The organism is Moraxella tetraodonis (assembly GCF_022359095.1).
Classification (GTDB): Bacteria; Pseudomonadota; Gammaproteobacteria; order Pseudomonadales; family Moraxellaceae; genus Faucicola; species Faucicola tetraodonis.
In genome coordinates this window covers 1,144,035-1,168,785 of the sequence record NZ_JACSYB010000001.1, presented here as the reverse complement: position 1 = coordinate 1,168,785, position 24,751 = coordinate 1,144,035, and the positions used below count along the sequence as shown (strand labels likewise).

Annotated in this window: 24 protein-coding genes; 9 read left to right on the top strand and 15 right to left on the bottom strand. The window is 42.3% G+C overall.

Going from position 1 to position 24,751, the window contains the following annotated elements; translation table 11 throughout:
- Positions 1–194 precede the first annotated feature (194 nt).
- The 3 genes from H9W84_RS05245 (at position 195) to corA (ending at position 2,883) form a co-directional block, all read left to right on the top strand.
- Entirely contained in the window at positions 195–788 is a 594-nt protein-coding gene (locus tag H9W84_RS05245; RefSeq protein ID WP_239742145.1) for a glutathione S-transferase N-terminal domain-containing protein, read from the top strand.
- 44 nt (positions 789–832) lie between these two features.
- The gene (locus H9W84_RS05240) at positions 833–1,216 is read left to right on the top strand and encodes a DUF2237 family protein (RefSeq protein ID WP_007116775.1); all 384 of its coding nucleotides are present in this window, start codon (positions 833–835) and stop codon (positions 1,214–1,216) included.
- A 506-nt stretch (positions 1,217–1,722) separates the two neighbouring features.
- Complete coding sequence (gene corA / locus H9W84_RS05235) at positions 1,723–2,883, top strand: magnesium/cobalt transporter CorA (RefSeq protein ID WP_239743674.1); 1,161 nt, start codon at positions 1,723–1,725, stop codon at positions 2,881–2,883.
- Between the two features lie 89 nt (positions 2,884–2,972).
- Here corA and H9W84_RS05230 read toward each other — a convergent pair whose 3' ends face one another.
- The 8 genes from H9W84_RS05230 to H9W84_RS05195 form a co-directional block, all read right to left on the bottom strand.
- Positions 2,973–3,608, bottom strand: coding sequence for a hypothetical protein (locus tag H9W84_RS05230; protein WP_239742143.1), 636 nt, complete (start codon positions 3,606–3,608; stop codon positions 2,973–2,975).
- A gap of 207 nt (positions 3,609–3,815) precedes the next feature.
- Positions 3,816–4,748 (bottom strand): electron transfer flavoprotein subunit alpha/FixB family protein, encoded by a 933-nt coding sequence (locus tag H9W84_RS05225; RefSeq protein ID WP_239742140.1) that lies wholly within the window; start codon positions 4,746–4,748, stop codon positions 3,816–3,818.
- 68 nt (positions 4,749–4,816) lie between these two features.
- Positions 4,817–5,566: an electron transfer flavoprotein subunit beta/FixA family protein gene (locus tag H9W84_RS05220; protein WP_065263577.1), complete on the bottom strand. Its 750-nt coding sequence runs from the start codon at positions 5,564–5,566 to the stop codon at positions 4,817–4,819.
- 468 nt (positions 5,567–6,034) lie between these two features.
- Entirely contained in the window at positions 6,035–6,247 is a 213-nt protein-coding gene (locus H9W84_RS05215; RefSeq protein ID WP_007116781.1) for a cold-shock protein, read from the bottom strand.
- Positions 6,248–6,458: 211 nt separating this feature from the next.
- The gene (locus H9W84_RS05210; protein ID WP_239742138.1) at positions 6,459–6,998 is read right to left on the bottom strand and encodes a hypothetical protein; all 540 of its coding nucleotides are present in this window, start codon (positions 6,996–6,998) and stop codon (positions 6,459–6,461) included.
- A gap of 148 nt (positions 6,999–7,146) precedes the next feature.
- On the bottom strand, positions 7,147–8,163 hold the full coding sequence (gene ilvC, locus H9W84_RS05205; RefSeq protein ID WP_239742136.1) for a ketol-acid reductoisomerase: 1,017 nt from the start codon (positions 8,161–8,163) through the stop codon (positions 7,147–7,149).
- A 48-nt stretch (positions 8,164–8,211) separates the two neighbouring features.
- Positions 8,212–8,703: an acetolactate synthase small subunit gene (ilvN, locus tag H9W84_RS05200; protein WP_007116784.1), complete on the bottom strand. Its 492-nt coding sequence runs from the start codon at positions 8,701–8,703 to the stop codon at positions 8,212–8,214.
- The gene (locus H9W84_RS05195; protein WP_239743672.1) at positions 8,703–10,418 is read right to left on the bottom strand and encodes an acetolactate synthase 3 large subunit; all 1,716 of its coding nucleotides are present in this window, start codon (positions 10,416–10,418) and stop codon (positions 8,703–8,705) included. The genes ilvN and H9W84_RS05195 overlap by 1 nt, the downstream gene beginning before the upstream one ends.
- A 757-nt stretch (positions 10,419–11,175) precedes the next feature.
- Between H9W84_RS05195 and H9W84_RS05190 the strand changes: the two genes are divergently transcribed.
- On the top strand, positions 11,176–11,652 hold the full coding sequence (locus H9W84_RS05190) for a DUF4124 domain-containing protein (protein WP_239742133.1): 477 nt from the start codon (positions 11,176–11,178) through the stop codon (positions 11,650–11,652).
- 129 nt (positions 11,653–11,781) lie between these two features.
- Here the strand turns inward: H9W84_RS05190 and H9W84_RS05185 are convergent, their stop codons facing one another.
- Positions 11,782–13,455 carry an NAD(P)H-hydrate dehydratase gene (locus tag H9W84_RS05185; RefSeq protein ID WP_239742132.1) on the bottom strand — a complete coding sequence of 558 codons (1,674 nt, stop codon included), beginning with the start codon at positions 13,453–13,455 and terminating at the stop codon, positions 11,782–11,784.
- A 70-nt stretch (positions 13,456–13,525) separates the two neighbouring features.
- Between H9W84_RS05185 and queG the strand changes: the two genes are divergently transcribed.
- Positions 13,526–14,653, top strand: coding sequence for a tRNA epoxyqueuosine(34) reductase QueG (gene queG, locus H9W84_RS05180; RefSeq protein WP_239742130.1), 1,128 nt, complete (start codon positions 13,526–13,528; stop codon positions 14,651–14,653).
- Here the strand turns inward: queG and H9W84_RS05175 are convergent.
- Positions 14,650–15,228 (bottom strand): DUF924 family protein, encoded by a 579-nt coding sequence (locus tag H9W84_RS05175; RefSeq protein ID WP_239742128.1) that lies wholly within the window; start codon positions 15,226–15,228, stop codon positions 14,650–14,652. The two genes, queG and H9W84_RS05175, sit on opposite strands and share 4 nt — an antisense overlap.
- Positions 15,229–15,343: 115 nt before the next feature.
- On the opposite strand from H9W84_RS05175, the gene H9W84_RS05170 reads away from it, so the two are divergent.
- From H9W84_RS05170 to tgt, 4 genes are all read left to right on the top strand, one after another.
- On the top strand, positions 15,344–15,925 hold the full coding sequence (locus tag H9W84_RS05170; protein ID WP_007116790.1) for an acyl-CoA thioesterase: 582 nt from the start codon (positions 15,344–15,346) through the stop codon (positions 15,923–15,925).
- Between the two features lie 7 nt (positions 15,926–15,932).
- Complete coding sequence (gene queA, locus H9W84_RS05165) at positions 15,933–17,006, top strand: tRNA preQ1(34) S-adenosylmethionine ribosyltransferase-isomerase QueA (RefSeq protein WP_239742127.1); 1,074 nt, start codon at positions 15,933–15,935, stop codon at positions 17,004–17,006.
- Entirely contained in the window at positions 17,006–17,569 is a 564-nt protein-coding gene (locus tag H9W84_RS05160; protein ID WP_239742125.1) for a hypothetical protein, read from the top strand. Before queA ends, H9W84_RS05160 begins: the two co-directional genes overlap by 1 nt.
- A gap of 67 nt (positions 17,570–17,636) precedes the next feature.
- Entirely contained in the window at positions 17,637–18,773 is a 1,137-nt protein-coding gene (tgt, locus tag H9W84_RS05155) for a tRNA guanosine(34) transglycosylase Tgt (protein WP_239742123.1), read from the top strand.
- Positions 18,774–18,890: 117 nt separating this feature from the next.
- Here tgt and lpxA read toward each other — a convergent pair whose 3' ends face one another.
- From lpxA to bamA, 5 genes are all read right to left on the bottom strand, one after another.
- On the bottom strand, positions 18,891–19,667 hold the full coding sequence (gene lpxA, locus H9W84_RS05150) for an acyl-ACP--UDP-N-acetylglucosamine O-acyltransferase (RefSeq protein WP_095355529.1): 777 nt from the start codon (positions 19,665–19,667) through the stop codon (positions 18,891–18,893).
- Between the two features lie 228 nt (positions 19,668–19,895).
- Positions 19,896–20,411 (bottom strand): 3-hydroxyacyl-ACP dehydratase FabZ, encoded by a 516-nt coding sequence (fabZ, locus tag H9W84_RS05145; protein ID WP_203171797.1) that lies wholly within the window; start codon positions 20,409–20,411, stop codon positions 19,896–19,898.
- A 129-nt stretch (positions 20,412–20,540) separates the two neighbouring features.
- A complete protein-coding gene (gene lpxD, locus H9W84_RS05140; RefSeq protein WP_239742121.1) occupies positions 20,541–21,593 on the bottom strand; it encodes a UDP-3-O-(3-hydroxymyristoyl)glucosamine N-acyltransferase in 1,053 nt (350 codons plus the stop codon).
- A gap of 109 nt (positions 21,594–21,702) precedes the next feature.
- Positions 21,703–22,215 (bottom strand): OmpH/Skp family outer membrane protein, encoded by a 513-nt coding sequence (locus H9W84_RS05135; protein ID WP_239742119.1) that lies wholly within the window; start codon positions 22,213–22,215, stop codon positions 21,703–21,705.
- 13 nt (positions 22,216–22,228) lie between these two features.
- Entirely contained in the window at positions 22,229–24,622 is a 2,394-nt protein-coding gene (gene bamA, locus H9W84_RS05130) for an outer membrane protein assembly factor BamA (protein ID WP_239742117.1), read from the bottom strand.
- Positions 24,623–24,751 lie beyond the last annotated feature (129 nt).

The following is a 24,751-nucleotide window of genomic DNA, read 5'->3' as shown; positions in this document are numbered from 1 at the left end:
AGGGCACTTACAAAAATAAAATAAGCAAAGAATAAAATAAGGGCACTTTTCCTTTTCATTGTATCATAGCTTCACTGGGGTTAGGCATTTTTTTATTGCCCAATTTTTTATGCTAAACTCCTATAAAATTTTATTGAAACTTATTTATTAAAACTTACACCCATGCAACCAGTATAGGGAAATCCAATTTACCCATGAAACTCTTTGTCTCAACCACCTCCCCTTTCGCCCGTCTCGTGATGGTCGCCTGTTTACGCCAGCAGATTGATGCCGAGCTTATATTTGTCATGCCTTGGGAAAACCCACAAGAATTATTAGCGGTCAACCCTTTTAGCCAAGTACCTGCCCTGCTCACCGATAATCAATTACTCATCACAGAAAGCAGTGTGATTTTGGCGCACCTTATGCCGCAAATTTTCGCTGATGAAAAATCTGCCGCTTTAATAAGCCTGAGCCTCGGCATTATCAACCAAACTGTTCGTGCCTTTGCTACCGAGCGCTTTCAGCCATCAATTGCTACCCCACATCCATTTATTGAGCGCTCGACCAGTCTATTGTCTAATTTACTGCCTAATGCACCACAGCTCGATGCACAAAGCGATGCGTTAAGCCAAATCTTTTTTGGTATCGCCTTAGGGTATTTAAAATTACGTTTGGCTGAGGTATTTGACAAGGCAGTAAGTGAGGCAAACAAAGCCGCACTCGAGCAATTTTACCAGCGAGATTTTATGCAAAAAACTCAAAGCACTGCTTTAGAAAAACTACCAACGTCTATCTCTCAACTTTAGCCAATCTTCCATCTAACCCAATTAAAACGTAAAAAGAGCTCACTATGTCCTATCATCCAAAAGCTGAATTAAACCAAACCAATGTGCTGGGTACCGCACTAGCGAGTTGCTGTTTTGACCCGTTAACAGGTTATTATCGAAATGGTTTTTGTCATACCGGCGCTGGTGACGTCGGCTTACACACAGTCTGCGCCAAAATGACCCGAGAATTCTTAGAGTTTTCTGTTGCCAAAGGCAATGATTTGGTGACACCTTTACCCGAATTTGGTTTTCCAGGGCTGCAGCCCAATGATTTTTGGTGCTTGTGTGCCCTACGCTGGGTGGAAGCATTGGATGCGGGGGTTGCGCCGCCGCTAAAGCTTGCCGCATGCCATGAGAGCCTCTTAGAGTTAGTAGATATAGAAACACTGCAGCAGTACGCTATTTAAGGCGATAGTGAAAAAATCCCCGTTGCTAAGTCCATGGTTAACTAGATTCAACTAGGTTTTAGCGGTCTGTCACGTATAATTATCTTGAGATTGTCATTTTTCACTGTTATCATTATCCATCTAATTTTAGCCGTATGATTGCATTGTCAATGCATGACTTCTTTTTTTATTCGTTTAAAAATCACTGAGAATTACAAAATAGCAAGAACACACAGGTGCATTTGCCTACTTTGATGTTTACTTGCTGTTTTGTGGTTGCTACCTTTTAGTACTTTGATAACGACTGGACACATTTATTCGATCTGATACAACTCTTTCAAATCGTGATAGCGAGGTTTTTGGTTATGACGCCACCCCACCAAAACAAAAATTTATCTGAACGCAGCGACGATTTATTAGAGCACCCCACTCAGACGACCCAGCGCGTAACGCCGCCTTTAGCCTCAACGCTTAATCCGCCACATGATATGTCTGCAGATGCTTTTACCCTCGCCAACGCTGATGTCATGTATGATGAAATCGCTGATGAAGAACTCGATTTGCACGGTGATGATAGTTATATCTATGGCGAAGATTATGATGATGACGGCACTGTCGAAGTCTATGCACCTACCGATGTACCACCCCCCGAGTACAACCCTGAAGCTGAAATCACCGAAGATCGCTTTAAAGGGAAAAATGAGATTGCCAACTGCTTCGCTTATTCTCGTAAATCTGGGGAAAAAATCGGCGAAATTGAGCTTGATGATGTGCGCCGCGAATTATCCAACAACAACGTGTTTGTTTGGGTAGGACTACACGACCCAAGTATTGAAACCATTCGAGAAGTCCAAGAGGCATTTGACTTGCACGAACTTGCCATTGAAGATGCTTTCGCTGAGCATCAACGCGCCAAAGTTGAAAGCTATGGTAATGATAGCGTGTTCGTGGTGGTACGAACTGCCAAATTGACCGAAAACACCATTCGTTATGGCACTACGGCTATCTTTATGGGCAAGCAATATATCATCACTATTCGTCAAGGTGCCTCTCATAGCTACGAAAGTGTGCGAGATTTTTGTCATCGCCGACCAGAAAAATTACGCCTTGGACCCATCTTTGTACTGCATGCCATTCTAGACTTTATCGTCGATAACTACTTACCTATCACTGAAAAATTAGGACGTTATTTGCGTGAGCAAGAACGGGAAATTTTCTCTGAAAACTTTAACAAACATACGCTGCGGAATTTGTATGAATTAAAATCACAGCTCGTACATATGCGTGCTGTCATCTTACCCGTACAAGATATCTGTAATTTTTTTATCAATCATAAAAAGACTGATTTAATTCCAAGTTTTCCTAGCCAAGCCAAACCGTATTTTCGCGACGTCAATGACCATCTACTGCGTGCGCTCGATGCGGTCAATGGACTTAACGAAATGCTCAGTGTTGCCATGGATACTTACATGGCAGTGGTCAATATGGGTCAGAATGAGGTGGTACGAAAACTTGCCGCTTGGGCAGGTATACTCGCGGTTCCGACCGCCGTCGCAGGGATTTATGGGATGAACTTTGACAATATGCCTGAACTAAAAATGCATTATGCCTACTATGTCTTATTAGCCGTTATTTTGACCATTTGTTTCACGCTTTACTATCGCTTTAAAAAGGCAGGTTGGCTGTAAATTTGATCTTTAATTATAAAAGCTTAACAGATGATGCTGTTAAGCTTTTTTATTATTGGTTTATAAATTTATCAATTAAACACTATTCTCTAAACAGTAATTAAATTAAACAGCTCATCAATTTCTTCTTTCAAATGGTACATTTCGGTGTCATTCCATTTTTTGGATAAATGGCTGATGGGCAAAATCACACAGTGTAAATCGCGATAAGTGATGGCATTAAAAGTATTTCTCACCAGAATTTTATTGGCTTCTCGCTCAAAATATTTAATTACATCAATATTTTGGGTAATGACTAAGACAGGTTTTAAAATGCTATATAGCCAATCAAATAGATGCGTGTGTTTATGCTGAGGGCTTAATAAAGTTTTTTTAGGGTTGATAACACTATAAAGGTAGGTTTCAATCACAGGATGATTGGAGATTTCATCAATCAAATTTTGCTGAAATATATGGTTGCGATTCCACTGTAAATCATCATTGTAGCTAGCGATGTCATAATGCTCAGCAAACGATTCACGATCAAACCCTATGTCATCATGCCAAATATTTGCATCAAACACGTCTAAATTAACTTCGCGAGCTGGATTGTAGCCGACCATCATGATTTTGCAATTAAGGGGTGACCCTGAACAGATAAAGGGACGTACTTTCACATTGTCTAGTTGCTGCTCGCTAAGCCGCTGCTGCATTTCTGTACGGAATTTTTTTAAATCCATTTTCACGATTTATTCCCAAAAAATTTACTATCAATAAAATCCCATAATTTTTATTATATTACCTAGTCGCTATACAACAATCAATATACTTTTAGCGATAATTAAGTCAGTGCTTACCCAGTAAATAGCAAATAAAAAAACCTCAAAAAATATGAGGTTTTTTTATATTTATTGCTTATATATTTATCGCTTGGTAGCTTATGACAGCGACAATTACAGTTTGCTAGTTAGCTCTGGCAAGATTGTAAAAATATCACCTTCTAGGAAATAATCAGCTACTTGAGAGATAGGCGCTTCTGGGTCATTGTTAATGGCAACGATAACTTTTGAATCTTTCATACCTGCCAAATGCTGAATAGCACCTGAGATACCTGCGGCGATATATAGGTTTGGTGCGACAATTTTACCCGTTTGACCTACTTGTAGGTCGTTTGGCACATAACCTGCGTCAACTGCGGCACGTGATGCACCCATCGCAGCCCCTAGCTTATCAGCCAGTGGCTCAATATATTTGGTGAAGTTTTCACCGCTGCCTAATGCACGACCACCCGATACAACAATCTCTGCAGCCGTTAATTCTGGACGATCAGATTTTGCTAACTCTTCACCGACAAATTTTGATTTGCCCGCATCTTCGCCTGCGCTTACTTGTTCTATGCTGGCTGCGCCACCTTCTGCTGCCGCTGCATCAAATGCGGTGGCACGAACTGTGATAATTTTTTTGCTTTCAGTATCTTTAACGGTTGCAATGGCGTTACCTGCGTAGATTGGACGCTCAAATGTCTCTGCATCAATCACAGCGGTTACATCAGTTAGCATATTGACGTCTAACAAAGCGGCAACGCGTGGTAAGAAGTTTTTACCTGTTGTTGTCGCTGGTACCACGATATGGCTATAATCACCTGCAAGCGATACCACGAGTTTAGCGACGTTTTCAGCCAGTTGATGCTCAAAAGCAGCATTACTTGCGCAAAGCACCTTTGACACCCCCGCTACTTTAGCGGCTTGTTCTGCTACGGCTTCACAGCCAAGACCTGCAACTAATACAACGATATCGCCACCGATTTTGCTTGCTGCCGTTACGGTGTTGAGTGTTGCTTTTTTCAGCTCTTTATTATCATGTTCTGCATATACTAAAATTGCCATGAGATTTTCCTTAATATTTGATAATCGCTATCGTTAAATGACGAATTAAATTGAAGGTAGTTAAATGATTAGATAACTTTAGCTTCGTTTCTTAATTTATCGACCAACTCGTCAACCGATTTAACTTTAACACCCGCTTTACGTTCTGCAGGTGGCGTTACTTTTACGATTTGAATGTTACTAGCGGTAGAAACACCATAATCTTCTGGTTTTTTCTCTTCTAATGGTTTTTTCTTCGCTTTCATGATGTTAGGCAGTTTGGCATAACGTGGTTCATTTAAACGTAAATCAGTGGTGATAACCGCAGGCAATGATAACTGAACGGTTTGTAAGCCACCATCGATTTCACGTGTTACGTTGACACTGCCCCCGTCGACTTTTACTTGGGATGCAAAGGTTGCTTGACCCACATCTAATAATGCCGCTAGCATTTGACCTGTTTGGTTGTTGTCATCATCAATCGCTTGTTTGCCTAGTAAAATGATGTCAGCAGCTTCAGCTTGTGCAATCGCTTTTAAAATTTTTGCCACTTGTAGTGGACGCACAGTGTCGGTAGTTTCAACTAAAATACCACGATCTGCACCCAGTGCCATTGCGCCACGGATTTGTTCTTGTGCTTCTTTTGGACCGATAGATACAACAACAATTTCAGAGACCACGCCCGCTTCTTGTAGGCGTACAGCTTCTTCCACAGCAATCTCATCAAATGGGTTTACAGACATTTTAACATTGGTTAAGTCAACACCAGTGTTGTCCGCTTTTACACGAACTTTTACGTTATAGTCAACTACACGTTTAACAGCAACTAATGCTTTCATACGTTCCTCGTTTGTTATATGAATTAAAAAAGGAGGATAAATCCAAGTATCCCCAGTCATGATAAAATGAACATCCTATTCTTTTTAACTTAAACTAGCTTGGTGAGCTAACTTAGCAAGCTAAAAAGAATAGTTATACTGTGAATACTCACAATACCCATTATCTTCGTTAATAATATATGTTGCGATAACTTACCCAACAAATCAAGAAAATCCTATGAATTTTAAGTCATAAAAAAATGGTTGGAAAACATCAAAAATTCTTGAATTTTTCGAATATATCATAACTAAAATAATTAGGGAAATTTTTTAACTAAATATTCAACATACAATGTCTTGTGTTTGATATGAATATGGAACACAAAACAAACGCGCAAAAAAAACAACCTATCGTCTGGTTGTTTTTCTTTATTGCAAGCTAATTAAGATAAGCAGTTAATAAACAAACAATTAAGCTTGTAGTTATTATTATTGTGCTTCGATTTGTTCGGCTTGTGGGCCTTTTTGACCTTGGCTCAATACGAAGCTCACACGTTGACCTTCTTTAAGTGTTTTAAAACCTGAACCTTGGATTGCACTGTAATGAGCAAAAACGTCTTGACCGCCATTGTCTTGAGCGATGAAGCCGAAACCTTTACTTTCATTGAACCATTTTACAGTACCAGTAGCTTTATCTGACATAAAAAATCCTACATTAAAAATTAACTATGTTATCTATAACGCTTGCAATTACTTAGGTAAATACAGGATGTTATAAATTGTCATCGCCAAAAGTTTGTTAAGTGTATTTTAGCGAATAATGACAGTATAGCCTAGTTTTAGCGTTTCACCTACTATTTTTTGATTTTTTTACCACAAAGTTACAATTAAAAAGGCATTTAAATTGACTTTATTAAACTAGATTAAAGGCGATAACACCGTTCATCAACATATTGATAAATATCGCAATACTGGTCACCGTAATCACCAGTGAAAATGATAGGCTGTAGTCCATATATTTGATGGGCATACTCATATCATCGACATCTTTAATATCGCCCGCCTGATCTTTGAGTAGATAAAATCCGTAAATCCAACCAAATACGCTATACAGAATATAGGCAAATGGCACGACTTTGGCAATGCTACTAAATGCGCCATAATATACGGCGACCACGGATACCATAAGCCACACAGTTTCTAATATGGAACTCACGCTAAATAACGTCGATTGCGGCAATTTTCCTAAGTTTTTCTTCAAAACGATGGATTCATACGCAATCAGTAGGGCGACAATTAGCGTGCCGAACAGATAAATTGCTTGCCAATTTAACGTATAGCTATCTCCCATCAGGTGATTCAAAGGATTTGCCAATGCAGGCAAAGAACTCATACCGCTAAAAGTGTGTAAAAAAGTTGCAGTCGACAACTGCCAAACAGACGCTATATTCAAAACAAATCTCATAAACTTTATATCGATACCGATTATTTTATACTAAAAAACCCTGTCCATGTAACTTTACACAGCGCAGGGTTATTGTCATTTTATTGTTTTTACCAATTGGGTATGATGCCATTGGTAAAACTAACTGGGTACAAAACTAGTTTTTCTCTTTGTCGATGATTTTGCTTGAGGTAATCCAAGGCATCATACCGCGAAGTTTGGCACCTGTTTTTTCGATTTCGTGCTCAGCGGTTTGACGGCGGCGCGCTGTCATTGATGGATAATTTGACATACCTTCAGCGATAAACATTTTTGCATATTCGCCTGATTGGATACGTTTTAGGGCATTACGCATCGCTTCACGTGATTGGTCATTAATAACTTCTAAACCTGTCACGTATTCACCGTATTCTGCGTTGTTACTGATTGAGTAGTTCATATCAGCAATACCGCCTTGGTACATCAAGTCTACAATCAATTTTAATTCGTGTAGACATTCAAAGTACGCCATTTCTGGGGCATAACCTGCTTCAACCAAGGTTTCAAAGCCCATTTTGACCAGCTCAACCGCACCACCACACAGTACCGCTTGCTCACCAAATAGGTCCGTTTCAGTTTCGTCTTTGAACGTTGTCTCAATGATACCTGAACGACCACCGCCGACGCCCATCGCATAAGACAACGCCACTTGTTTGGCTTGACCAGAGGCATCTTGGTAAACGGCGATTAAGTCAGGAATACCGCCGCCTGTGGTAAATTCGTTACGAACGGTATGACCCGGTGCTTTTGGCGCAATCATGATGACGTCTAGGTCTTTGCGTGGTACCACTTGGTTATAATGAATTGAGAAACCATGGGCAAATGCAAGCGTGGCACCTTGTTTGATGTTTGGCTCAATCACGTCATTGTAAAGTTGTTTTTGGAATTCATCAGGGGTCAAAATCATGACTAAGTCAGCTTGCTTAACTGCTTCTTCTACTTCAGCCACTTTTAGACCGGCATTTTCTGCTTTTTTCCAAGATGATGAATCTTTACGAAGACCTACCGTAACATCAACACCGCTGTCTTTTAGGTTTAATGCGTGCGCGTGACCTTGTGAGCCATAGCCGATAATCGCAACTTTTTTGCCTTGGATGATTGATAGATCACAATCTTTATCATAAAAAATGTTCATAACTATTTCCTTGTGTAAAAAACAACTACTATTAAAAGGTTGGTAAATTTAGACGCTGAGGATTTTTTCACCCCGAGCGATACCAATAACACCAGAACGTACCACCTCTAAAATGCGTTCACGTCCCATCAATTCGATAAAGCCGTCCAATTTTGCGGTGTCACCGACAATTTGAATGGTATAGACATTGGGCGTGATATCAACAATACTTGCACGGAAGATATCCGCACAGCGCTTCACTTCTTCGCGGTTGCTACCCGTGGCACGTACTTTGATCAGCATGAGTTCGCGCTCAATATGTACACTATCGGTCAGCGTGGTTACTTTAACGATTTCAATCAGCTTGTGCAACTGTTTGGTCACTTGCTCAATCTTATTTTGATCGGTATCTGTGGTCAAGGTCAAACGCGATAAAGTCGGGTCATCGGTTGGCGCGACGTTCAATGTCTCGATGTTGTAGCCACGTTGTGAAAATAAGCCAACCACACGAGACAGTGACCCTGATTCATTTTCCATTAAGACAGAAATTAAATGTTTCATTAGGTACGCTCCCCTTTGGCTAACCACATATCACGCATTGACTGACCTGCTAATTGCATTGGATAAACATGCTCGTTTTTATCGACGAGCACATCGATAAATACCAATCGATCTTTGAGTGATAAAGCATAAGCAAGTTGTTCATCAAGTTTGGCTGGGTCAGTGATTTGGATACCGACATGACCGTAAGCTTCTGCAAGTTTGACAAAATCTGGCAATGAATCCATATAAGAGTGCGAATGGCGACCTTCATAAATCATGTCTTGCCATTGTTTGACCATACCTAACTGGGCGTTGTTAAGATTTAAAATCTTCACTGGTAAGTTATATTGTAGGCAAGTTGATAGCTCTTGGATATTCATCTGAATTGAGCCTTCACCGGTGATGCAGACCACATCACGCTCTGGATTAGCAAGTTTGGCTGCCATTGCATAAGGTAATCCTACCCCCATGGTGCCTAACCCACCTGAGTTTAACCATTGACGCGGCTCATCGTACTTATAGTATAGGGCGGCAAACATTTGGTGCTGACCCACATCAGAAGTGATGATAGCTTTACCATGCGTTAACTCGTATAAGCGCTCAACAACGTGCTGTGGTTTCATGCCATTGCTGTCGTCTTTGTCATAGCGTAGACCATGACGTTTACGCCATTCATTGATTTGCGCCCACCAATCATTTAATGCGGCTTGGTCAAGCTGTGCGTTATTTTCTGTTAATACGGCGAGCATATCACCTAGCACATTTTTTACATCACCGACGATCGGGATGTGTGCGTTGATGGTTTTTGAGATTGATGCAGGGTCGATATCAATATGGATAATTTTAGCGTTTGGACAGAATTTTTGCGTATTGTTGGTCACACGGTCATCAAAACGCGCGCCCACAGCCAAAATCACATCTGAATTGTGCATGGTCATATTGGCTTCATACGTCCCATGCATCCCAAGCATACCTAAAAACTGTTTATCCGATCCTGGATAAGCGCCCAAACCCATCAAAGTATTGGTCACCGGTAAATTAAGTAAACGGGCTAATGCGGTTAATTCTGCACTTGCGTTTGATGCAATCACGCCACCACCTGAATATAAAACAGGGCGTTTGGCAGCAATTAAGGTTTCGATGGCTTTACGAATTTGTCCTGAATGACCGCGAACCGATGGTTGGTAAGAACGCATACTGACCGACTCAGGGAAATGGTAAGGGAATTTTTCGTTAGGCGCGGTTTTGTCTTTGGGTACATCAATCACCACAGGACCTGGGCGACCAGAGCTTGCGATATAAAACGCTTTACGCACGATTTCTGGGATTTCGCTGGCATGACGTACTTGAAAACTGTGTTTGACGACAGGACGTGACACACCAATCATATCAGTTTCTTGGAACGCATCATCACCGATGAGGCTTGAAGGCACCTGACCTGAGATGACAACCATCGGAATGGAATCCATAAACGCGGTAGCGATGGCGGTAACCGTATTGGTGGCGCCTGGACCTGATGTCGCCAATACCACCCCAGTTTGACCTGTGACACGGGAATAAGCATCTGCCATATGACCCGCTGCTTGTTCGTGACGCACGAGGATGTGCTCAATGCTATCTTGTTTGAACAAAGCATCATAAATATGCAACACGGCGCCGCCTGGATAGCCAAAAATGTATTCAACACCTTCGTCAATTAGCGCTTGCACCAGCATTTCTGCACCAGACATCATGACAGGTTCACCTGCTGAGGCTTTGGCGGTTTTTTTGTCAAAATTGGGTGCAGCGTGAGCCGTTTGGTTTTCTCCCGTCATATTGGGAGCTTGGGTAGTTTGAGTCACTGTCATCACCTTTTATGGTCGTCTTCAAAAATGATACTGGGAAGTTGTTTTAGATAAAAATTGCTAAATGATTAGCAAGAATCTTCAACACTGCCATAAGGTAACAGTGAACAAATCAGACGAGGGCAAAAAGCATGATAACCAAAAAAGAAAGCATCACGAAAATCACGTAATGAGTAAATTGATGGCTACTTTTTGTCTTTGTTGACCGATAAGTCAGGGTTGTTAGATTCTTTTGTTTAGATTCATAAACAACAACAACGGTAAAAAATACTCTCATCCAATTGTAGAGCCTAATCAGCGGATAGCGCCAATTAGCTTAGATTTTACCAATTAGTAACCAACGATAATTGTTACTAACGACCAGTAGAGGACTTATGATGTGAGTTTTTTACAGACTTGTCAATAAAAAAAAGCTACTAGAATTTATAACTTTTAGTTATAGGCAAATGAATTCGTTTGAGGCTTGGTTTTAAGGATTGGTTTTAAGGCTTGATAAACTTTAAAATCTCGGACTGATTGAGCCAGTCGTTTTTAGAAAACTACCTTTAGGAAGTTAAACGATTATCTTGTCAAAATTTACTGCTAAAAGCTATCAAGCTGTGATAGGCTATCGCATAACTTTCTAGTTTCTTGCATAGGAAAAACAATGTTAAAGCCACTGTTTTTGTTATCACTCATGTTATCACCATTCATTATGGCGAATTCAAATGCAGCAACTTATTACAAGTGGACTGACAAAAATGGTGTGCCGCATTATAGCCAATATGCCCCGACCAATGGTGTTAATTTGCGACAAGTGCAAGTGGTTAATACCCGTGAACTTGGACCTAGTAGTCGTGCACCTGCAACCGCTGGCAATAGCACAGGTGCTGCATCAGGTATATCACCAACGCTGACAGCCGATCAAAAACGCGTTGCTGAACTTGAAGCACAAAATCAGCAACTCAAAAAACAGCAAGATGCTGAGCGCTGTAAATCATTACAAAATACCCTTGCTAATCTAAACCAAGGCGGGCGCGTCTATGAGATGGATAATAAAGGTGAACGTAAATATTTAGATGGTCGTGAAATTGAGCTACGCCGTCAGCAAGTCGCGCAAACAGTGAGCCAATACTGTAAATAACTTTGCATGCTATATAACTTTAGCGTTCAATCAAAGGTTAAAGGCGTGTAAAGATTAAAGATATATAAAGGTTAAAGGTGAGTGAATTCTCACCTTTTTTCTATTGAACATTCTTAACCTGCCGTGATTTTAATCTTGCGTGATTTGATGGATGATGTCACCGATTGCCGATGCCATGTGATTGGCTTGCAACGCATATTCACCCATTTTTTCTGCTAACGTATCACCCGCTTTGGCATGTATGAGCACGGAGGTTAGCATGGGTGCGGCAATTGCTTGCCCCAATAAGCCCGCCATCAGACCTGCCAAGCAGTCACCCATGCCAGCGGTTGCCATACCGGCATTGCCCAAGCCGCAAATATCAATGCTGTCTCGTTCAAAACTGTCACGCTCAAGACTGGCACGTTCAAGCACAATCGTTTGTGCCCCTTTGATAAGCCAATTGCCCCCATATTGGTGAGCTAATGCCCGAATCGCGCTGATTTTGTCTCGATCGATGTCAGCATAGTGTTGATTGAGCAAACGTCCTGCTTCCGCTGAATGCGGCGTTAGGTAAAACCGTTGGTTTGACTGTCCCAATCGTGGTTGAATTGGCGCATTTAAACCGTCACTCATGCCTGCCCCATCTGCCAAATGGTATAAACCATCGGCGTCAATAACGCATAGCTTCTCTGATTGTTTGATGGCCGTAAGATATTGGTTAAATAACTCTAACGTTGCTTTATCTCTACCTAAACCCATGCCGATGGCAACCACATCCACCGCGTTAATCAGCTCGATGACGCTAGCGATATTGTGTAAATCCGCGGTCATGGCATTGGGCAACGCAGTGACAATGGCTGGATGAAAATCACCATGACAAGCAACGGTGACTTTGCCTGCACCACTGCTCAATACTGCACTAGCGGCCAATATCGCTGCCCCTGCCATGCCATGCCCATCCTGTAGCCGATTGCCACCGATGATAAGTACATGACCATACGTACCTTTATGGCTCACCTGCTGACGTTGTGGTAAGTTAGGTAGCGTGGAATGCAGCAAGATGCCTGATTGCTCAATAGGGAGCAAAGGCACATCGATAACGCTGCCAACATAATCTTTACTATCCCCGATATGCAGTCCGACCTTTCGCCCGATTAAACAAAGTGTCTTGTCTGCTTTAATCGCAATGTCATCGTACACTTCGCCCGTAGCGGCATTAAGTCCGCTGGGTACATCGATGCTGATGACTTGACAAGCGTGAACTTGCTTGCGGTATTGATTAATCCAATTGATGATTGTCTGATAATCATCGCTAGGCTTGCCATCGAGTCCAATCCCCAACAACCCATCAATCACCACATCATACTGATAGCTTAAACCAAGCTCATAGAATGGCTGTAAAAATGCTGTCAACGTCAAGTATTTTGCCGCATTTGCACAGTTTGACAGGTACATGTGCTTTGCTGTTTGGCTGTCGAGGGTGCTAGGCGCTGCGACTTGTACTACGGTAACTGACCAATGTGGGCAAAGCTTGTTCACATAATGTGCCACCAACCAAGCATCGCCGCCATTATTACCAGCGCCTGCTACTACCAATACCGATTTTTGAGGGTGACTGCTTTTTTGAAGGTAACTGCCTTTTTGATTGCTACTTTCCTGCTTGATGATGTGTGCAAGTTGCCATGCAGCTTGTTGCATTAAGGCAAAACTGTCATTATTGCTAAACCAGTTTTTTTCAATGTCATAAATTTGTTTGGGGCTATATAAGGCAATGGCGTTTTGCATCACAGTATTTTTATCCGTCCGTGCATTACTTTGCATAAGATGTTCCAATGATGTGGTAGGTGTTTATTTTGCTATAATAGCATTTTAATTTTACCTGGTTGTTGGCATGTTGGACACTACAAACGAACTTAATGCACTCAAGGGCTGGATAAAGGCGCAAGCCAAGGCGTTGGGGTTTGCTGATTGTGGCTTTGTCCATCCTAGCAATCCCATCTTTAGCAAACAGCTTGATGCCTTGCAAACCTGGCTAGCACAAGGTAAACATGGCGATATGCTGTTTTTTGAAGACAATCATGATAAACGTGCTAACCCTGCGTTGTTAGTTGACAAGACGCAAAGTATCATTAGCGTGCGTTTAGATTATCTGGTCACGCCGCCGCCCAAACGCAGTGTGCCAGACAACGAGCGCCCCAACTCAGCGATTATTGCCCGCTATGCTCGCGGACGTGATTATCATAAAACCATGCGAGGCTTATTAAAAACCCTAGCCAGACTGATTCAAGACAAACTGACCACCGATTATCCGCAATATGCCAACGACTTTGTATTTCGTCCCTTTAGTGACTCCGCGCCTATATTTGAGCGCGCGTTGGCTGAGCAAGCAGGTTTGGGCTGGACAGGCAAACACACCTTGCTGATTCATCCACAAGCGGGGTCATTTTTTGTGTTGGGGGAGTTATTTACCAGCTTGCCTTTGGCAGAGGATAAAAAGCAAATCGAAACCATATCATCGCATTGTGGCAGTTGCCGTGCTTGTATTCATGTCTGCCCTACCCATGCTATCCGCAAAACACCCACCGGGCATTATGATGTCGATGCACGGCTGTGTATTTCGTATTTAACCATTGAATTAGATGGCAAAATCCCTGTAGAACTTCGCCCTAAAATCGGTAATCGCATTTTTGGCTGTGATGATTGTCAGTTGATTTGTCCTTGGAATAAATTTGCCAGATTAGCGACGATTGAGGATTTTACTCCGCGTCACCGTTTAGATGAGGTGTCACTACTTGAGTTATGGGCGTGGGACGCACAAGATTTTTTGACAAAAACTGAAGGCTCGCCGATTCGCCGCACGGGCTACGATAATTTTATGCGCAATGTGGCAGTAGCCTTGGGCAATGCACCAATTAGCCAAGCAATTATTGAAAAATTGCAACAAAAACGCCCCATGCTAAGCGAAAACACACAAGAACATATTGATTGGGCGACCCAGCAACAACTTAATAAAAGTTAAAATGACGAGTTGGGTTGTTGTAAAAAGGCGATTTCCTCCTCACTGGATTGTCTACCCAAAATCGCATTGCGGTGCGGATAACGCCCAAATCTTTCAATAATGGCTTGATGCTTATATTCAAACGCTAACGTATCGGCACTGGCGTATTTTTTAAACAGTGGCAACGCCTGCTGATGAATGGTTGCCGATTCCGCATGCATAAAAGGCATTAAAGCAAAATTGCGTTCGTCTTGATTTAACTTGTCAAAATCTGGCTGTTTGACGATTTCTTGTCCCAATACTAACGCCATGCCATCTTGGGCAAAAGCCTGTGAAGAATCTCGAAAAATATTGCGCGAAAACTGGTCCAATACAATGATTTCTGCCAGTCGCCCTTTTGTACTGGCTCGCCAATCCCCTAACTCGCCTCGTTTGGCTTGCTCAAGTGTGGCTAAAAATTTAGCCGTTACAGTTTTATCAAAATCCTCATCTTTGGCAAACCAAAATGGCTTAGTATTTTGCTGCAGCCAAAAATCTAATACTTTTTTAGCGTCCGCTGATAAGGGTTGCGCTGCTACCTGTGATTGATTGGTCATTTGCTTTCCTTTTGTAGGGTAATTATAGTGACTTGTCGGGTAATGATAGTGACAAATTTTGCTAAACAAGCGCGATTTACCTATAATGTGGCACAAATTTAGATTGAGAACAACCATGTATCCTTTTTTACGACTGGGCACCCATGCCATCAAAAGCGCGATTAAACAAAAACAAGGTCATTCGCTTCAATTAACCGATACCAGCGAAATCACCTTGACCGCTAATATCAACGACATTGACAATTTTTTTGAAATGAACAACGGACGTATTTTTACGCTGTTTGATTTGGGGCGAAATGATCTTGCCATTCGCTCAGGACTTGCCAAAAAATTATTCAAGCATCGCTGGGGGCTGGTGGTCGCTGGTAGTACCATCCAATATCGTAAGCGTGTTCGTTTATTTGATAAGGTCACCATCAAAACCCGATTGATAGCTGTTGATGAGCGCTGGTTTTACATCGAGCAAAGCATGTGGGTCAAAGGTCAGCCTACTTGCTCTGCGCTGCTACGCACCGGTATTACCAACATCGTGACTGGCAAGGTTTTGCCGACTGAGCAAGTGCTCAGCGCGCTGGATTATAAAGATATTAATATGCCACCTGATGACTGGGTCAAAGCTTGGTCAGACGCCGATAAAATCCGTCCATTTCCTAAAGCCAATGTCCACCTTGCCAAAGATTCTGCTATCACCGAGTAACCCACAAATGCCTTTAACTTTAGATGATTTTGATTATCAACTGCCCGATGAACTCATTGCCCGCTATCCGTTAGCGGTGCGCTCCGCCTCTCGATTGCTGTATTTGCCTGCCCATGGTCAACCCAAAGACCAACAATTTGTGGATTTGCCAGAGTTGTTAAATAGTGGTGACTTGGTGGTGTTTAATGACACCAAGGTCATGAAAGCAAGGCTGTTTGGGCAAAAAGCCAGTGGCGGCGCGGTCGAAGTATTGGTTGAGCGTATTTTGCCCGATGATGCTACTAGCAGCCAAAAGCACACAGCGTTGTGTCATGTACGCGCCAGCCGCAGCCCAAAAGAGGGGCAAACGTTGAGCCTTGCCGATGGTAATATTCATGCCACGGTAATGGGGCGTGAGGACAATTTATTTTTGATAGAATTTGACCAGCCGATCTTGCCTGTGCTTGAGCACTATGGTGAACTGCCGATTCCGCCCTATTTTGAGCGCCATGCCGATGACAATGACGAAACCCGCTATCAAACGGTATTTCATGACCCAACCAAACTTGCCAGCGTAGCCGCACCGACAGCAAGCCTGCATTTTGATGATAACGTATTGGCTGCACTCAATTCCAAGGGCATTAATACCGCCTTTGTCACGTTGCATGTCGGTGCAGGCACATTTGCCCCTGTCAAGACAGAGGATGTTTTGCGCCATAAAATGCACTCAGAATATGCCGAGTTGCCCCAAGCGACTGCCGATTTGATTAACCAAACCAAAGCCCGTGGCGGGCAAGTGATTGCAGTCGGTACCACGGTGACACGGGTATTAGAAACGGCGTTTCAAAAAACCGCCAGTTTTGAAAACCCGATGCTATCGGCTTGGTCAGGTGACACCGATATTTTTATTTATCCGTCATTTAGGTTTGGGGTGATTGATAAGCTCATCACCAATTTTCATTTGCCAAAATCCACGCTATTGATGCTGGTGTCAGCGTTTGCAGGCAGTGAGCCTATCAAACAGGCTTATCAGCACGCCATCGAGCAACGATATCGTTTCTTTAGTTACGGTGATGCGATGTTGTTAGATAAAGTAGAATGATGTTAGTAATTTCTCAGCTTGTTAATAAAATGACTACATTGTCTTTATACCTAATCGTTGGTTTGTGGTTAGCAGTTAGCATTGCTTTTTTTAGTACGCTTAAATCTGCAGTTATGATTTTAAACTATCCAATTCCTGCTAAAACTGAACTTTTTCACTCGCAAGGTACGGCTAAATTTACCCCTTATCAACAAATCAACAGCAAACTTATCTATTTGCCAAATATGGCGGTGGTATCAGAAAATACTTTACGATTTTATCAATGTCCATTCACACCTTATATTCAAGATTGTTTGCATAACTATTTACCTTTAGAAAATCAAACAGTTAGCCTTGATTGGGCATCATTACAAAAAACATCGCAAGTCGATGCCACACGTCTTTTATACGAACTTTCAATCGATGGCAAAGTAATTTATGATTATGCCGATGCAGTCAAGCATATTGAACACAGAAAAAAGCAATCGCTTTGGGTGGTGATTATTTATGCGGTTAGCACGTTTTGTGTTTTGTCTTACCTGTTATTTTTTATTACTATTGATATTAGAAAAACTAAAAATTAATAGCATTTTCAGCCACGTAAGTTAATGGTATAATACCGCCTTTTAGCAAAACTTACTAAAGCAAAATATGCAATTCACCTTACATAAAAACGCTACAGGCGAGAGCCGTGCTCGCCGTGGTACGGTTCATCTCGCTCATGGCGATGTGCAAACCCCTGCCTTTATGCCTGTCGGTACTTATGGCACCGTCAAAGGCATGCTGCCGCGGGATATCCACGAAATCGGTGCCGAAATCATCTTAGGCAATACCTTTCATTTGTGGCTGCGCCCGACGACCGATGTCATTGACAAATTTGGCGGCTTACATGACTTTATCGGTTGGAACAAGCCGATTTTAACCGATTCCGGCGGTTTTCAAGTCTTTAGCCTGGGTGCAATGCGTAAAATCGTCGAGGAAGGTGTGCATTTTCGCTCGCCGATTGATGGCGCAAAGGTGTTTTTATCACCTGAAATATCGATGCAAATTCAATACTCACTGAACTCAGACATCGTCATGCAGTTTGATGAATGCACGCCTTACCCTGCGACGCCTAGCGAAGCGGATACATCGCTTGAATTATCGCTGCGTTGGGGCGAGCGCTGTAAAAATGAGCATGAAAAACTGGGTAACAAGAATGCTTTGTTTGGTATTATCCAAGGCAGTATGTATCGCAACCTTCGTGAAAAATCCCTAGAAGGTCTGTTAAATATTGGGTTTGATGGCTATGCCATTGGTGGACTGTCAGTCGGTGAGCCAAAAGAAGAAATGATGGCGGTGCTTGATTACTTACCCGATGATATGCCAGCCGATAAGCCTAGATACTTGATGGGTGTAGGTAAACCTGAAGATATCGTGGAAGCGGTACGCCGCGGCGTTGATATGTTTGATTGCGTGATGCCAACACGTAACGCACGAAACGGTCATTATTTCACCACTTTTGGCGCCGTTAAAATTAAAAATGCGGTGCACCGTTTTGACCAAAGTCCGCTTGATAGTGCGTGTGATTGTTATACTTGTCAGAATTTTAGCCGCGCCTATTTGCATCATTTGTTTAAGTGCAATGAAATGTTATCGGCACAGTTGGGCACCATACACAATTTGCGTTACTATCAGCGCTTGATGGCAGATATCCGTCAGTCTATTGAAGATGATAAGTTTGATGCGTTTGTCGATACTTTTTATCAGCAGCAAAACTTACCAAAACCTGATTTGCATTTGACCTAAAAACCACCTAAAAACACATAAAAAAAGAGCCGATTTGGCTCTTTTTTACTTTTTATACGCTGCTGTTGATACGCTAAATAGCAACGCTATCCTTTCTTACTACCTTATCTTACCACGTTATCTGACTAAGCCGCGTTCGCTATGAATCAGGGAATCCAATAGCAATTGTACCAAAGGTTCTTGGGGTAATAGCTGCTCGGTCACTGCCACAATGGCTTCTTCCTTGGTCAGTCCTGAACGGAAAATCACCCGATAAGCTTGTCGCAGATAATCGATGGTTTGCTTTGACCAACCTTTGCGGCGCATGCCTTCGATATTAAGACCATGGCTTTTGGCAGGGTTACCCGATACCATGTTAAAAGCCGCAACATCTTTTAAAATCAAGCTTGCGCCACCAATCAAACTATAATCATCAATGCTACAAAATTGGTGAATACCTGAATTACCACCAACAATCACATGGTTACCGACGCGGACATGCCCTGCAATCCCCACATTATTAGCCACAATGTTGTCGTTGCCAATTACGCAATCATGCGCAATATGGGTATTGACCATAAACAGATTACGGCTACCAACGCGTGTGATGCCTTTATCTTGTACCGTGCCGCGATGAATGCTACAGGCTTCGCGAATGCGATTGTCATCGCCAATTTCTAGCCACGTCTCCTCACCTTGGTATTTGAGATCTTGGCAGTCTTCGCCGATGCTAGCGAATTGAAAAATCTGGTTGCGCTCACCGATACGGGTAAACTTGCTAATGACGACATGGGGGTGAAGCACGGTCTGTGCCCCAATTGTGACATGTTCACCAATAATGCAATACGGCCCTATCTTGACCGACGGGTGTATCGTTGCAGTGGCATCAATAATCGCCGTTGGGTGAATCGTCATGAAAAATCCTTATACCAGCCCACTATTCAAGAAGAATTAAAAATACAAGTTTAGCTGAAACCATAGGCAAAGCTAACTATAAACAGCAGGTTAAAATAAAAACGACATTATAGCATTTTTACTAAAGTATGCCATTTTTATCAAGGATTTTGCTTAACTTAAACAGATTTTATCGGTATGGCTTACTCAAAAGTGCCTTATTCAAGCCATGTAAAAATGATGTTAAAGTCATGATTGATGGTATTGGGTACGCTGCTCTGCAATGGTGATTTCTGCACTGGCTGCCAACTCATCGCCCACGCACGCTGTACAACTAAATTTATAGATACTGTGACGCTCCATGGTTTTTTCGGCACGTAAAATAAGCTGATCACCGGGGATGACTTGACGTTTAAAACGTACTTTATCCACCCCAGCAAACAGATAAATATAACCATCTCTGGGTTTGACATTTTTGCTGATAAAACCTAGTACACCCGCTACCTGCGCCATGGCTTCAATCATTAAGACGCCTGGCATGATAGGCTCTTCAGGAAAGTGACCATTAAAAAAAGGCTCGTTAATGGTGATATTTTTAACACCGGTAATCCACTCATTGGGTTTTACCGCAGTAACTCTGTCTAATAGCATAAAAGGATAACGGTGAGGCAGATAATCACGTAACACAACGGCATTGAGAGGTAATGTCACCCCAATCTGTGCAAGGCCCGCGATGTCTTCATCAATCAACTTATCAAAATCCATGGATATATCCTTTATACTTTTAAATCATCTTTATCAAAAAAATAGATTTGTGAAAAACAACCATTGTAACGGTTTTAAGATTGAGTTTACAGTTGTTTTCTCAAATTATTTGATGGATAAAGGTAACGATTAACTTTTTGGTTTGCCAAGTTGCTTAAAATTAATATAGGCTCTTTTCCATAAGCTATTGGGCATCACTGGCATGCCTGAAGAATATACACCCGGTTGGTGAATCGATTTGGTTACCATCGTCATGCCAGTAATCGTGACATCATCACAAATTTTGATATGACCTGCAAAACCTGATGCCCCGCCAATCATGCAGCGTTTACCAATTTCTGTACTGCCAGCAATCCCAACACACGCTGCAATCACCGTGCCAGCACCAATTTTTACATTATGGGCAATTTGCACCAAATTATCGATAATGACATGATTACCGATAACCGTATCATTCAGCGCACCACGATCGATACAGGTGTGGCTGCCTACGCTGACATGATCGCCCAGTATCACTCGTCCTAATTGGTGAATTTTTTGCCAACCTGCTTCATCTGTACTGCCTCTAGGGGCAAAGCCAAACCCGTCATTGCCAATGCTGGCATGACTATGCAAGCTGACATGTTTACCCAATACACAATCATGACCGATGTACACGTGCGGCGCGATTAAGCTACCTTCGCCAATCACGACATTGGGCTGAATATTGACTTGGGCATCAATCTTGACGCCATCACCAATGACGCAGTTATCGCCAATTTGGCTATACGCCCCAATACGCACGTTGTCGCCCAATTGCAGATTGTTACCCAAAATGGCAGTCGGGTGAATCAAACCATCTGATAAATTAGGGTTGACTGTCTGATGATACGCTTGCGTCGGTTCAAACAATGCGGTGAGTTTGGCATACGCGGCATAAGGTGATTTGACCACGATGGCAACGCTATGGCTTGGGCATTTTTCCTGCAAGGATGCAGGGACTAGCACGGCGCCCGCGCCCGTGGTCTGCAATTTTGATTCAAATAGAGGGTTGGCGATAAACGTGATATCGCTGTCGGTGGCGTCCTCAAGGGCGGCGATTTTGGAAATTTGTTTCTGCAAGTTTTGGTCGCTTTGCGCGTCCCCTTGCCCAATGACGTCACTAGCTAAAAAATCCAAAATTTGTGTGAGGGTGAACGCCATTTGATTACTCCAATCGTTTGCTTAAAATTTGCCTTAATTTTACACACAAAATAAAAAACGCAATAGTCGAATATTGCGTTTTTGCTAAAACCTCTAAGCTTAAAAAATATTATTTTACTTGATCGTTAATCGCTTTGGTAAAATCTGCCGTTACATCCCATTCAGGTTTGACATAACTAACCGTTCTATCACGATTATCAATGAGCACATCAATATTTTTTTGACGCACAATAGTTTCTTTAATGGCTTGGATTTTGGGGGCAATTCGCTGCATCACTTCTGCCTCATTGGCATCAATGATGGACTGGATTTGACTGGCAACCTGTTCATAGTTTTGTAGGTTGGTTTGAATTTGCTTACGCAAATCATCCTTTTGTGCTTGGGTCATCTGAGCGTTTTGCGTGGCATATTGTTTTTGCAAACGCTCAATGGTGGCTTTGTAGCTATCAAGCTGCTGCTGCTTTGGTTTGACCGCCGCTTGCACCACGCCAATTTTGGTTTTGGCGATGTTAGTATTACTGATGGCAACTTGGGAATTCCAAACCGCAACGGTATTGGCAAACACTGGCATTGCCAATACACTTAAAATGCTCGCTGTGGCTAACTGAGTCATTATTTTCATATATATAGACCTTTTAGAATGTACGTCCAATCTCGAACTGTACATTGTCGACTTTATCTTTATCTTTATCATTGAGCGGAACGGCATAGCTTAATGAGATTGGACCAATTGGGGTAATCCAAGTGAAGCCAGCACCCGCGCTAAACCGCATGTCATTGTCTTTTTCATTTAATAGCGATACGGTATTGCCACCCACTGTGATTTTTTGGTCATATTTATTGGTGGTGTCAAACACTTGTGCCCCTTCAACAAATAACACGGGACGGATTTGGTCTGCCCAATCGCCTTTAAACGGCATCGGCAAGATTAATTCAGTACCCACTTGCGCGAGTGCATTACCGCCAATCTCTTCTGGGTAATTATCGACCCCACTATAATTCTTCACTGGGTAATAACGCTTACTGGTAGGGCCTAAAGTGGCATTCTCATAACCACGCACTGAGCCATAACCCCCTGCAAAGAAGTTTTTCCAGAAAGGTAAATCGTTACCATATCCTAACTTGGTATAACCGCGTAGTACGGTATTTTTTAGGAATGGGCGATAGTAGTTTCCTTGATAGACCAGTTTTTGGTAAGTGGCATCGCCAAAGGCCAGTTCTAAATTGACGTTATGGGACATACCGTTGGTTGGAAAACGCCCACGGTCAAGCGTGTTCATATTCCAGCCTAAATTTAGGCTCGCGGTATTAAATGGGTCTGATTCGAATGATTCATTGCCATCGGAGTCTGAACCTATTTCAAGATTGCCCTCGTCTTTTAAGTATTGATAGTTTGATACCGCTAACAAAGCGCCTGCTTTGATTTTGGTACTATCAAGTGTGAGACCAGCACTTAAACTCTTATTTTCATCAATCGGGTAGCTAAAACCTAAGGTGCCACCATACGAGTCTGTTACATAGTTTGAAATGTTTTTTCTGTCATATTTGGTTTTGCGTGTATAGATACTGGCACTTTGCGATATCCCATCTGGCGTAAAGTACGGGTTGGTATAGCCCAAATTATAACTATCTAACGTCTGAGAACGCGATAACGAAATATTGACCTGATTACCTGTACCCAAAAAGTTAGATTGACTTAAACCTGCTTGGAAGGTGATACCACCACTTTGTGAATAACCAGCCGCAATGGTACTGGTACCTGATGGCTGCTCCTCTACTGCGACATTGATATCTACCTGATCGGGGGTATTAGGGACAGGTTTGACATCCATGTTGACAGTTTTGAAGAAGCCTGTACGCATCAAACGCGTGCGCGACAAATCGATTTTTTCATTGGCGGCCAATGCGCCTTCCATTTGGCGCATTTCTCGGCGCAATACTTCATCTGCGGTTTTATTGTTACCGGTAAAATTGATACGGCGAACATATACAGGACGCACAGGATCAATAAAGAAATCGACATCTACCGTGCGAGTGTCCTCATTGATACGCGGCACTGGGCGGATTTGGGCAAAATAGTAGCCATCGTTACCATACAGTGTGCCAAGATTTTGTAAGGTTGTCGTCATTTGACGTTGTGAATAACGCTCACCTGGCTTAAATGCCACCTGCTTACGAAGCTTATCGGTGTCGTAGTTGGGCGTACCCATAAAGTTGACATTGCCGAATTTATATTGCTCACCTTCAGTAAGATTGAGCTCGATAAATACTTTATCTTTTTCTGGACTTAAATTAATGGTGGCATCATTGATGGTGAATTTGACGAAGCCTGCGTTTTGGTACATGGCGGTGACATTTTCTAAACTTGCCGCAAGCTTTTCTTTGGCATAGCGGTCAGATTTGCTAATCACATTGATCCATGAGCTTTCTTTGATGCTCATTGCTTGTCTGATTTCTTTGTCGCTAAAATGTTTGTTACCAATCACCTTGATATCGACAACACGCGCCGCTTTACCTTCAACAAAATTAAATTTAAGCGCGACGCGGTTATTATCTAAAGGCGTTTGGGTCACCGTAACTTCACTATTATAATAACCTTGCTGATTATATTGCTGTTTTAGCTCATTTTGCACTTGCTCAACCGTCGCCTGTTTTAACACATTGCCTTCTACGATACCAATACGTTTTAGGCCTTCGGTCAATGCTTCTTTTGGAATCAGTTTATTACCGTCATAAGTGACACTTGCGATAATTGGGCGCTCTACCACGTCAAATACCAATTTATTGCCTGATTGGGATGCTTTAACATCTGAGAAATTGCCAGTTTCATAGAGGGCTTTGATACTAGCTGCGATATTGGCATCGTTTGCTACTTCACCGGTATTGACAGCAAGCACGGGATAGAGGTTATCAGCGGATACCCGTGTCAATCCATTAAATTGAATATCGCTCACGGTAAAATTTGCCGCTTGTGCATACGAGGTAACGAGTGCTAACGGTGCAACCAAAAATAACGCTGAATTTCGCATATAACTTGTTTCCGAATTGACGACTGCCCAAAGATAATGCATGAAACCTGGCACTTTTAGGTATCCAAAATTAGTTAGCCAAAGGTATTTACCTGAATTTGGTAATCTAAGTTTGGTTAGCTAAAAATG

Bases quoted from the DNA above. Each gene is read 5' to 3' on its own strand.
- tgt (WP_239742123.1), top strand. From the start codon at position 17,637: ATGCAATTCACCTTACATAAAAACGCTACAGGCGAGAGCCGTGCTCGC.
- H9W84_RS05225 (WP_239742140.1), bottom strand. From the start codon at position 4,748: ATGGCAATTTTAGTATATGCAGAACATGATAATAAAGAGCTGAAAAAA.
- H9W84_RS05185 (WP_239742132.1), bottom strand. From the start codon at position 13,455: ATGCAAAGTAATGCACGGACGGATAAAAATACTGTGATGCAAAACGCC.
- queA (WP_239742127.1), top strand. From the start codon at position 15,933: ATGCCTTTAACTTTAGATGATTTTGATTATCAACTGCCCGATGAACTC.
- bamA (WP_239742117.1), bottom strand. From the start codon at position 24,622: ATGCGAAATTCAGCGTTATTTTTGGTTGCACCGTTAGCACTCGTTACC.
- lpxA (WP_095355529.1), bottom strand. From the start codon at position 19,667: ATGACGATTCACCCAACGGCGATTATTGATGCCACTGCAACGATACAC.
- corA (WP_239743674.1), top strand. From the start codon at position 1,723: ATGTATGATGAAATCGCTGATGAAGAACTCGATTTGCACGGTGATGAT.
- fabZ (WP_203171797.1), bottom strand. From the start codon at position 20,411: ATGGATTTTGATAAGTTGATTGATGAAGACATCGCGGGCCTTGCACAG.
- ilvN (WP_007116784.1), bottom strand. From the start codon at position 8,703: ATGAAACATTTAATTTCTGTCTTAATGGAAAATGAATCAGGGTCACTG.
- H9W84_RS05135 (WP_239742119.1), bottom strand. From the start codon at position 22,215: ATGAAAATAATGACTCAGTTAGCCACAGCGAGCATTTTAAGTGTATTG.
- H9W84_RS05215 (WP_007116781.1), bottom strand. From the start codon at position 6,247: ATGTCAGATAAAGCTACTGGTACTGTAAAATGGTTCAATGAAAGTAAA.
- H9W84_RS05170 (WP_007116790.1), top strand. From the start codon at position 15,344: ATGTATCCTTTTTTACGACTGGGCACCCATGCCATCAAAAGCGCGATT.
- H9W84_RS05175 (WP_239742128.1), bottom strand. From the start codon at position 15,228: ATGACCAATCAATCACAGGTAGCAGCGCAACCCTTATCAGCGGACGCT.
- H9W84_RS05245 (WP_239742145.1), top strand. From the start codon at position 195: ATGAAACTCTTTGTCTCAACCACCTCCCCTTTCGCCCGTCTCGTGATG.
- H9W84_RS05220 (WP_065263577.1), bottom strand. From the start codon at position 5,566: ATGAAAGCATTAGTTGCTGTTAAACGTGTAGTTGACTATAACGTAAAA.
- ilvC (WP_239742136.1), bottom strand. From the start codon at position 8,163: ATGAACATTTTTTATGATAAAGATTGTGATCTATCAATCATCCAAGGC.
- H9W84_RS05240 (WP_007116775.1), top strand. From the start codon at position 833: ATGTCCTATCATCCAAAAGCTGAATTAAACCAAACCAATGTGCTGGGT.
- H9W84_RS05195 (WP_239743672.1), bottom strand. From the start codon at position 10,418: ATGATGTCTGGTGCAGAAATGCTGGTGCAAGCGCTAATTGACGAAGGT.
- lpxD (WP_239742121.1), bottom strand. From the start codon at position 21,593: ATGGCGTTCACCCTCACACAAATTTTGGATTTTTTAGCTAGTGACGTC.
- H9W84_RS05190 (WP_239742133.1), top strand. From the start codon at position 11,176: ATGTTAAAGCCACTGTTTTTGTTATCACTCATGTTATCACCATTCATT.
- queG (WP_239742130.1), top strand. From the start codon at position 13,526: ATGTTGGACACTACAAACGAACTTAATGCACTCAAGGGCTGGATAAAG.
- H9W84_RS05160 (WP_239742125.1), top strand. From the start codon at position 17,006: ATGTTAGTAATTTCTCAGCTTGTTAATAAAATGACTACATTGTCTTTA.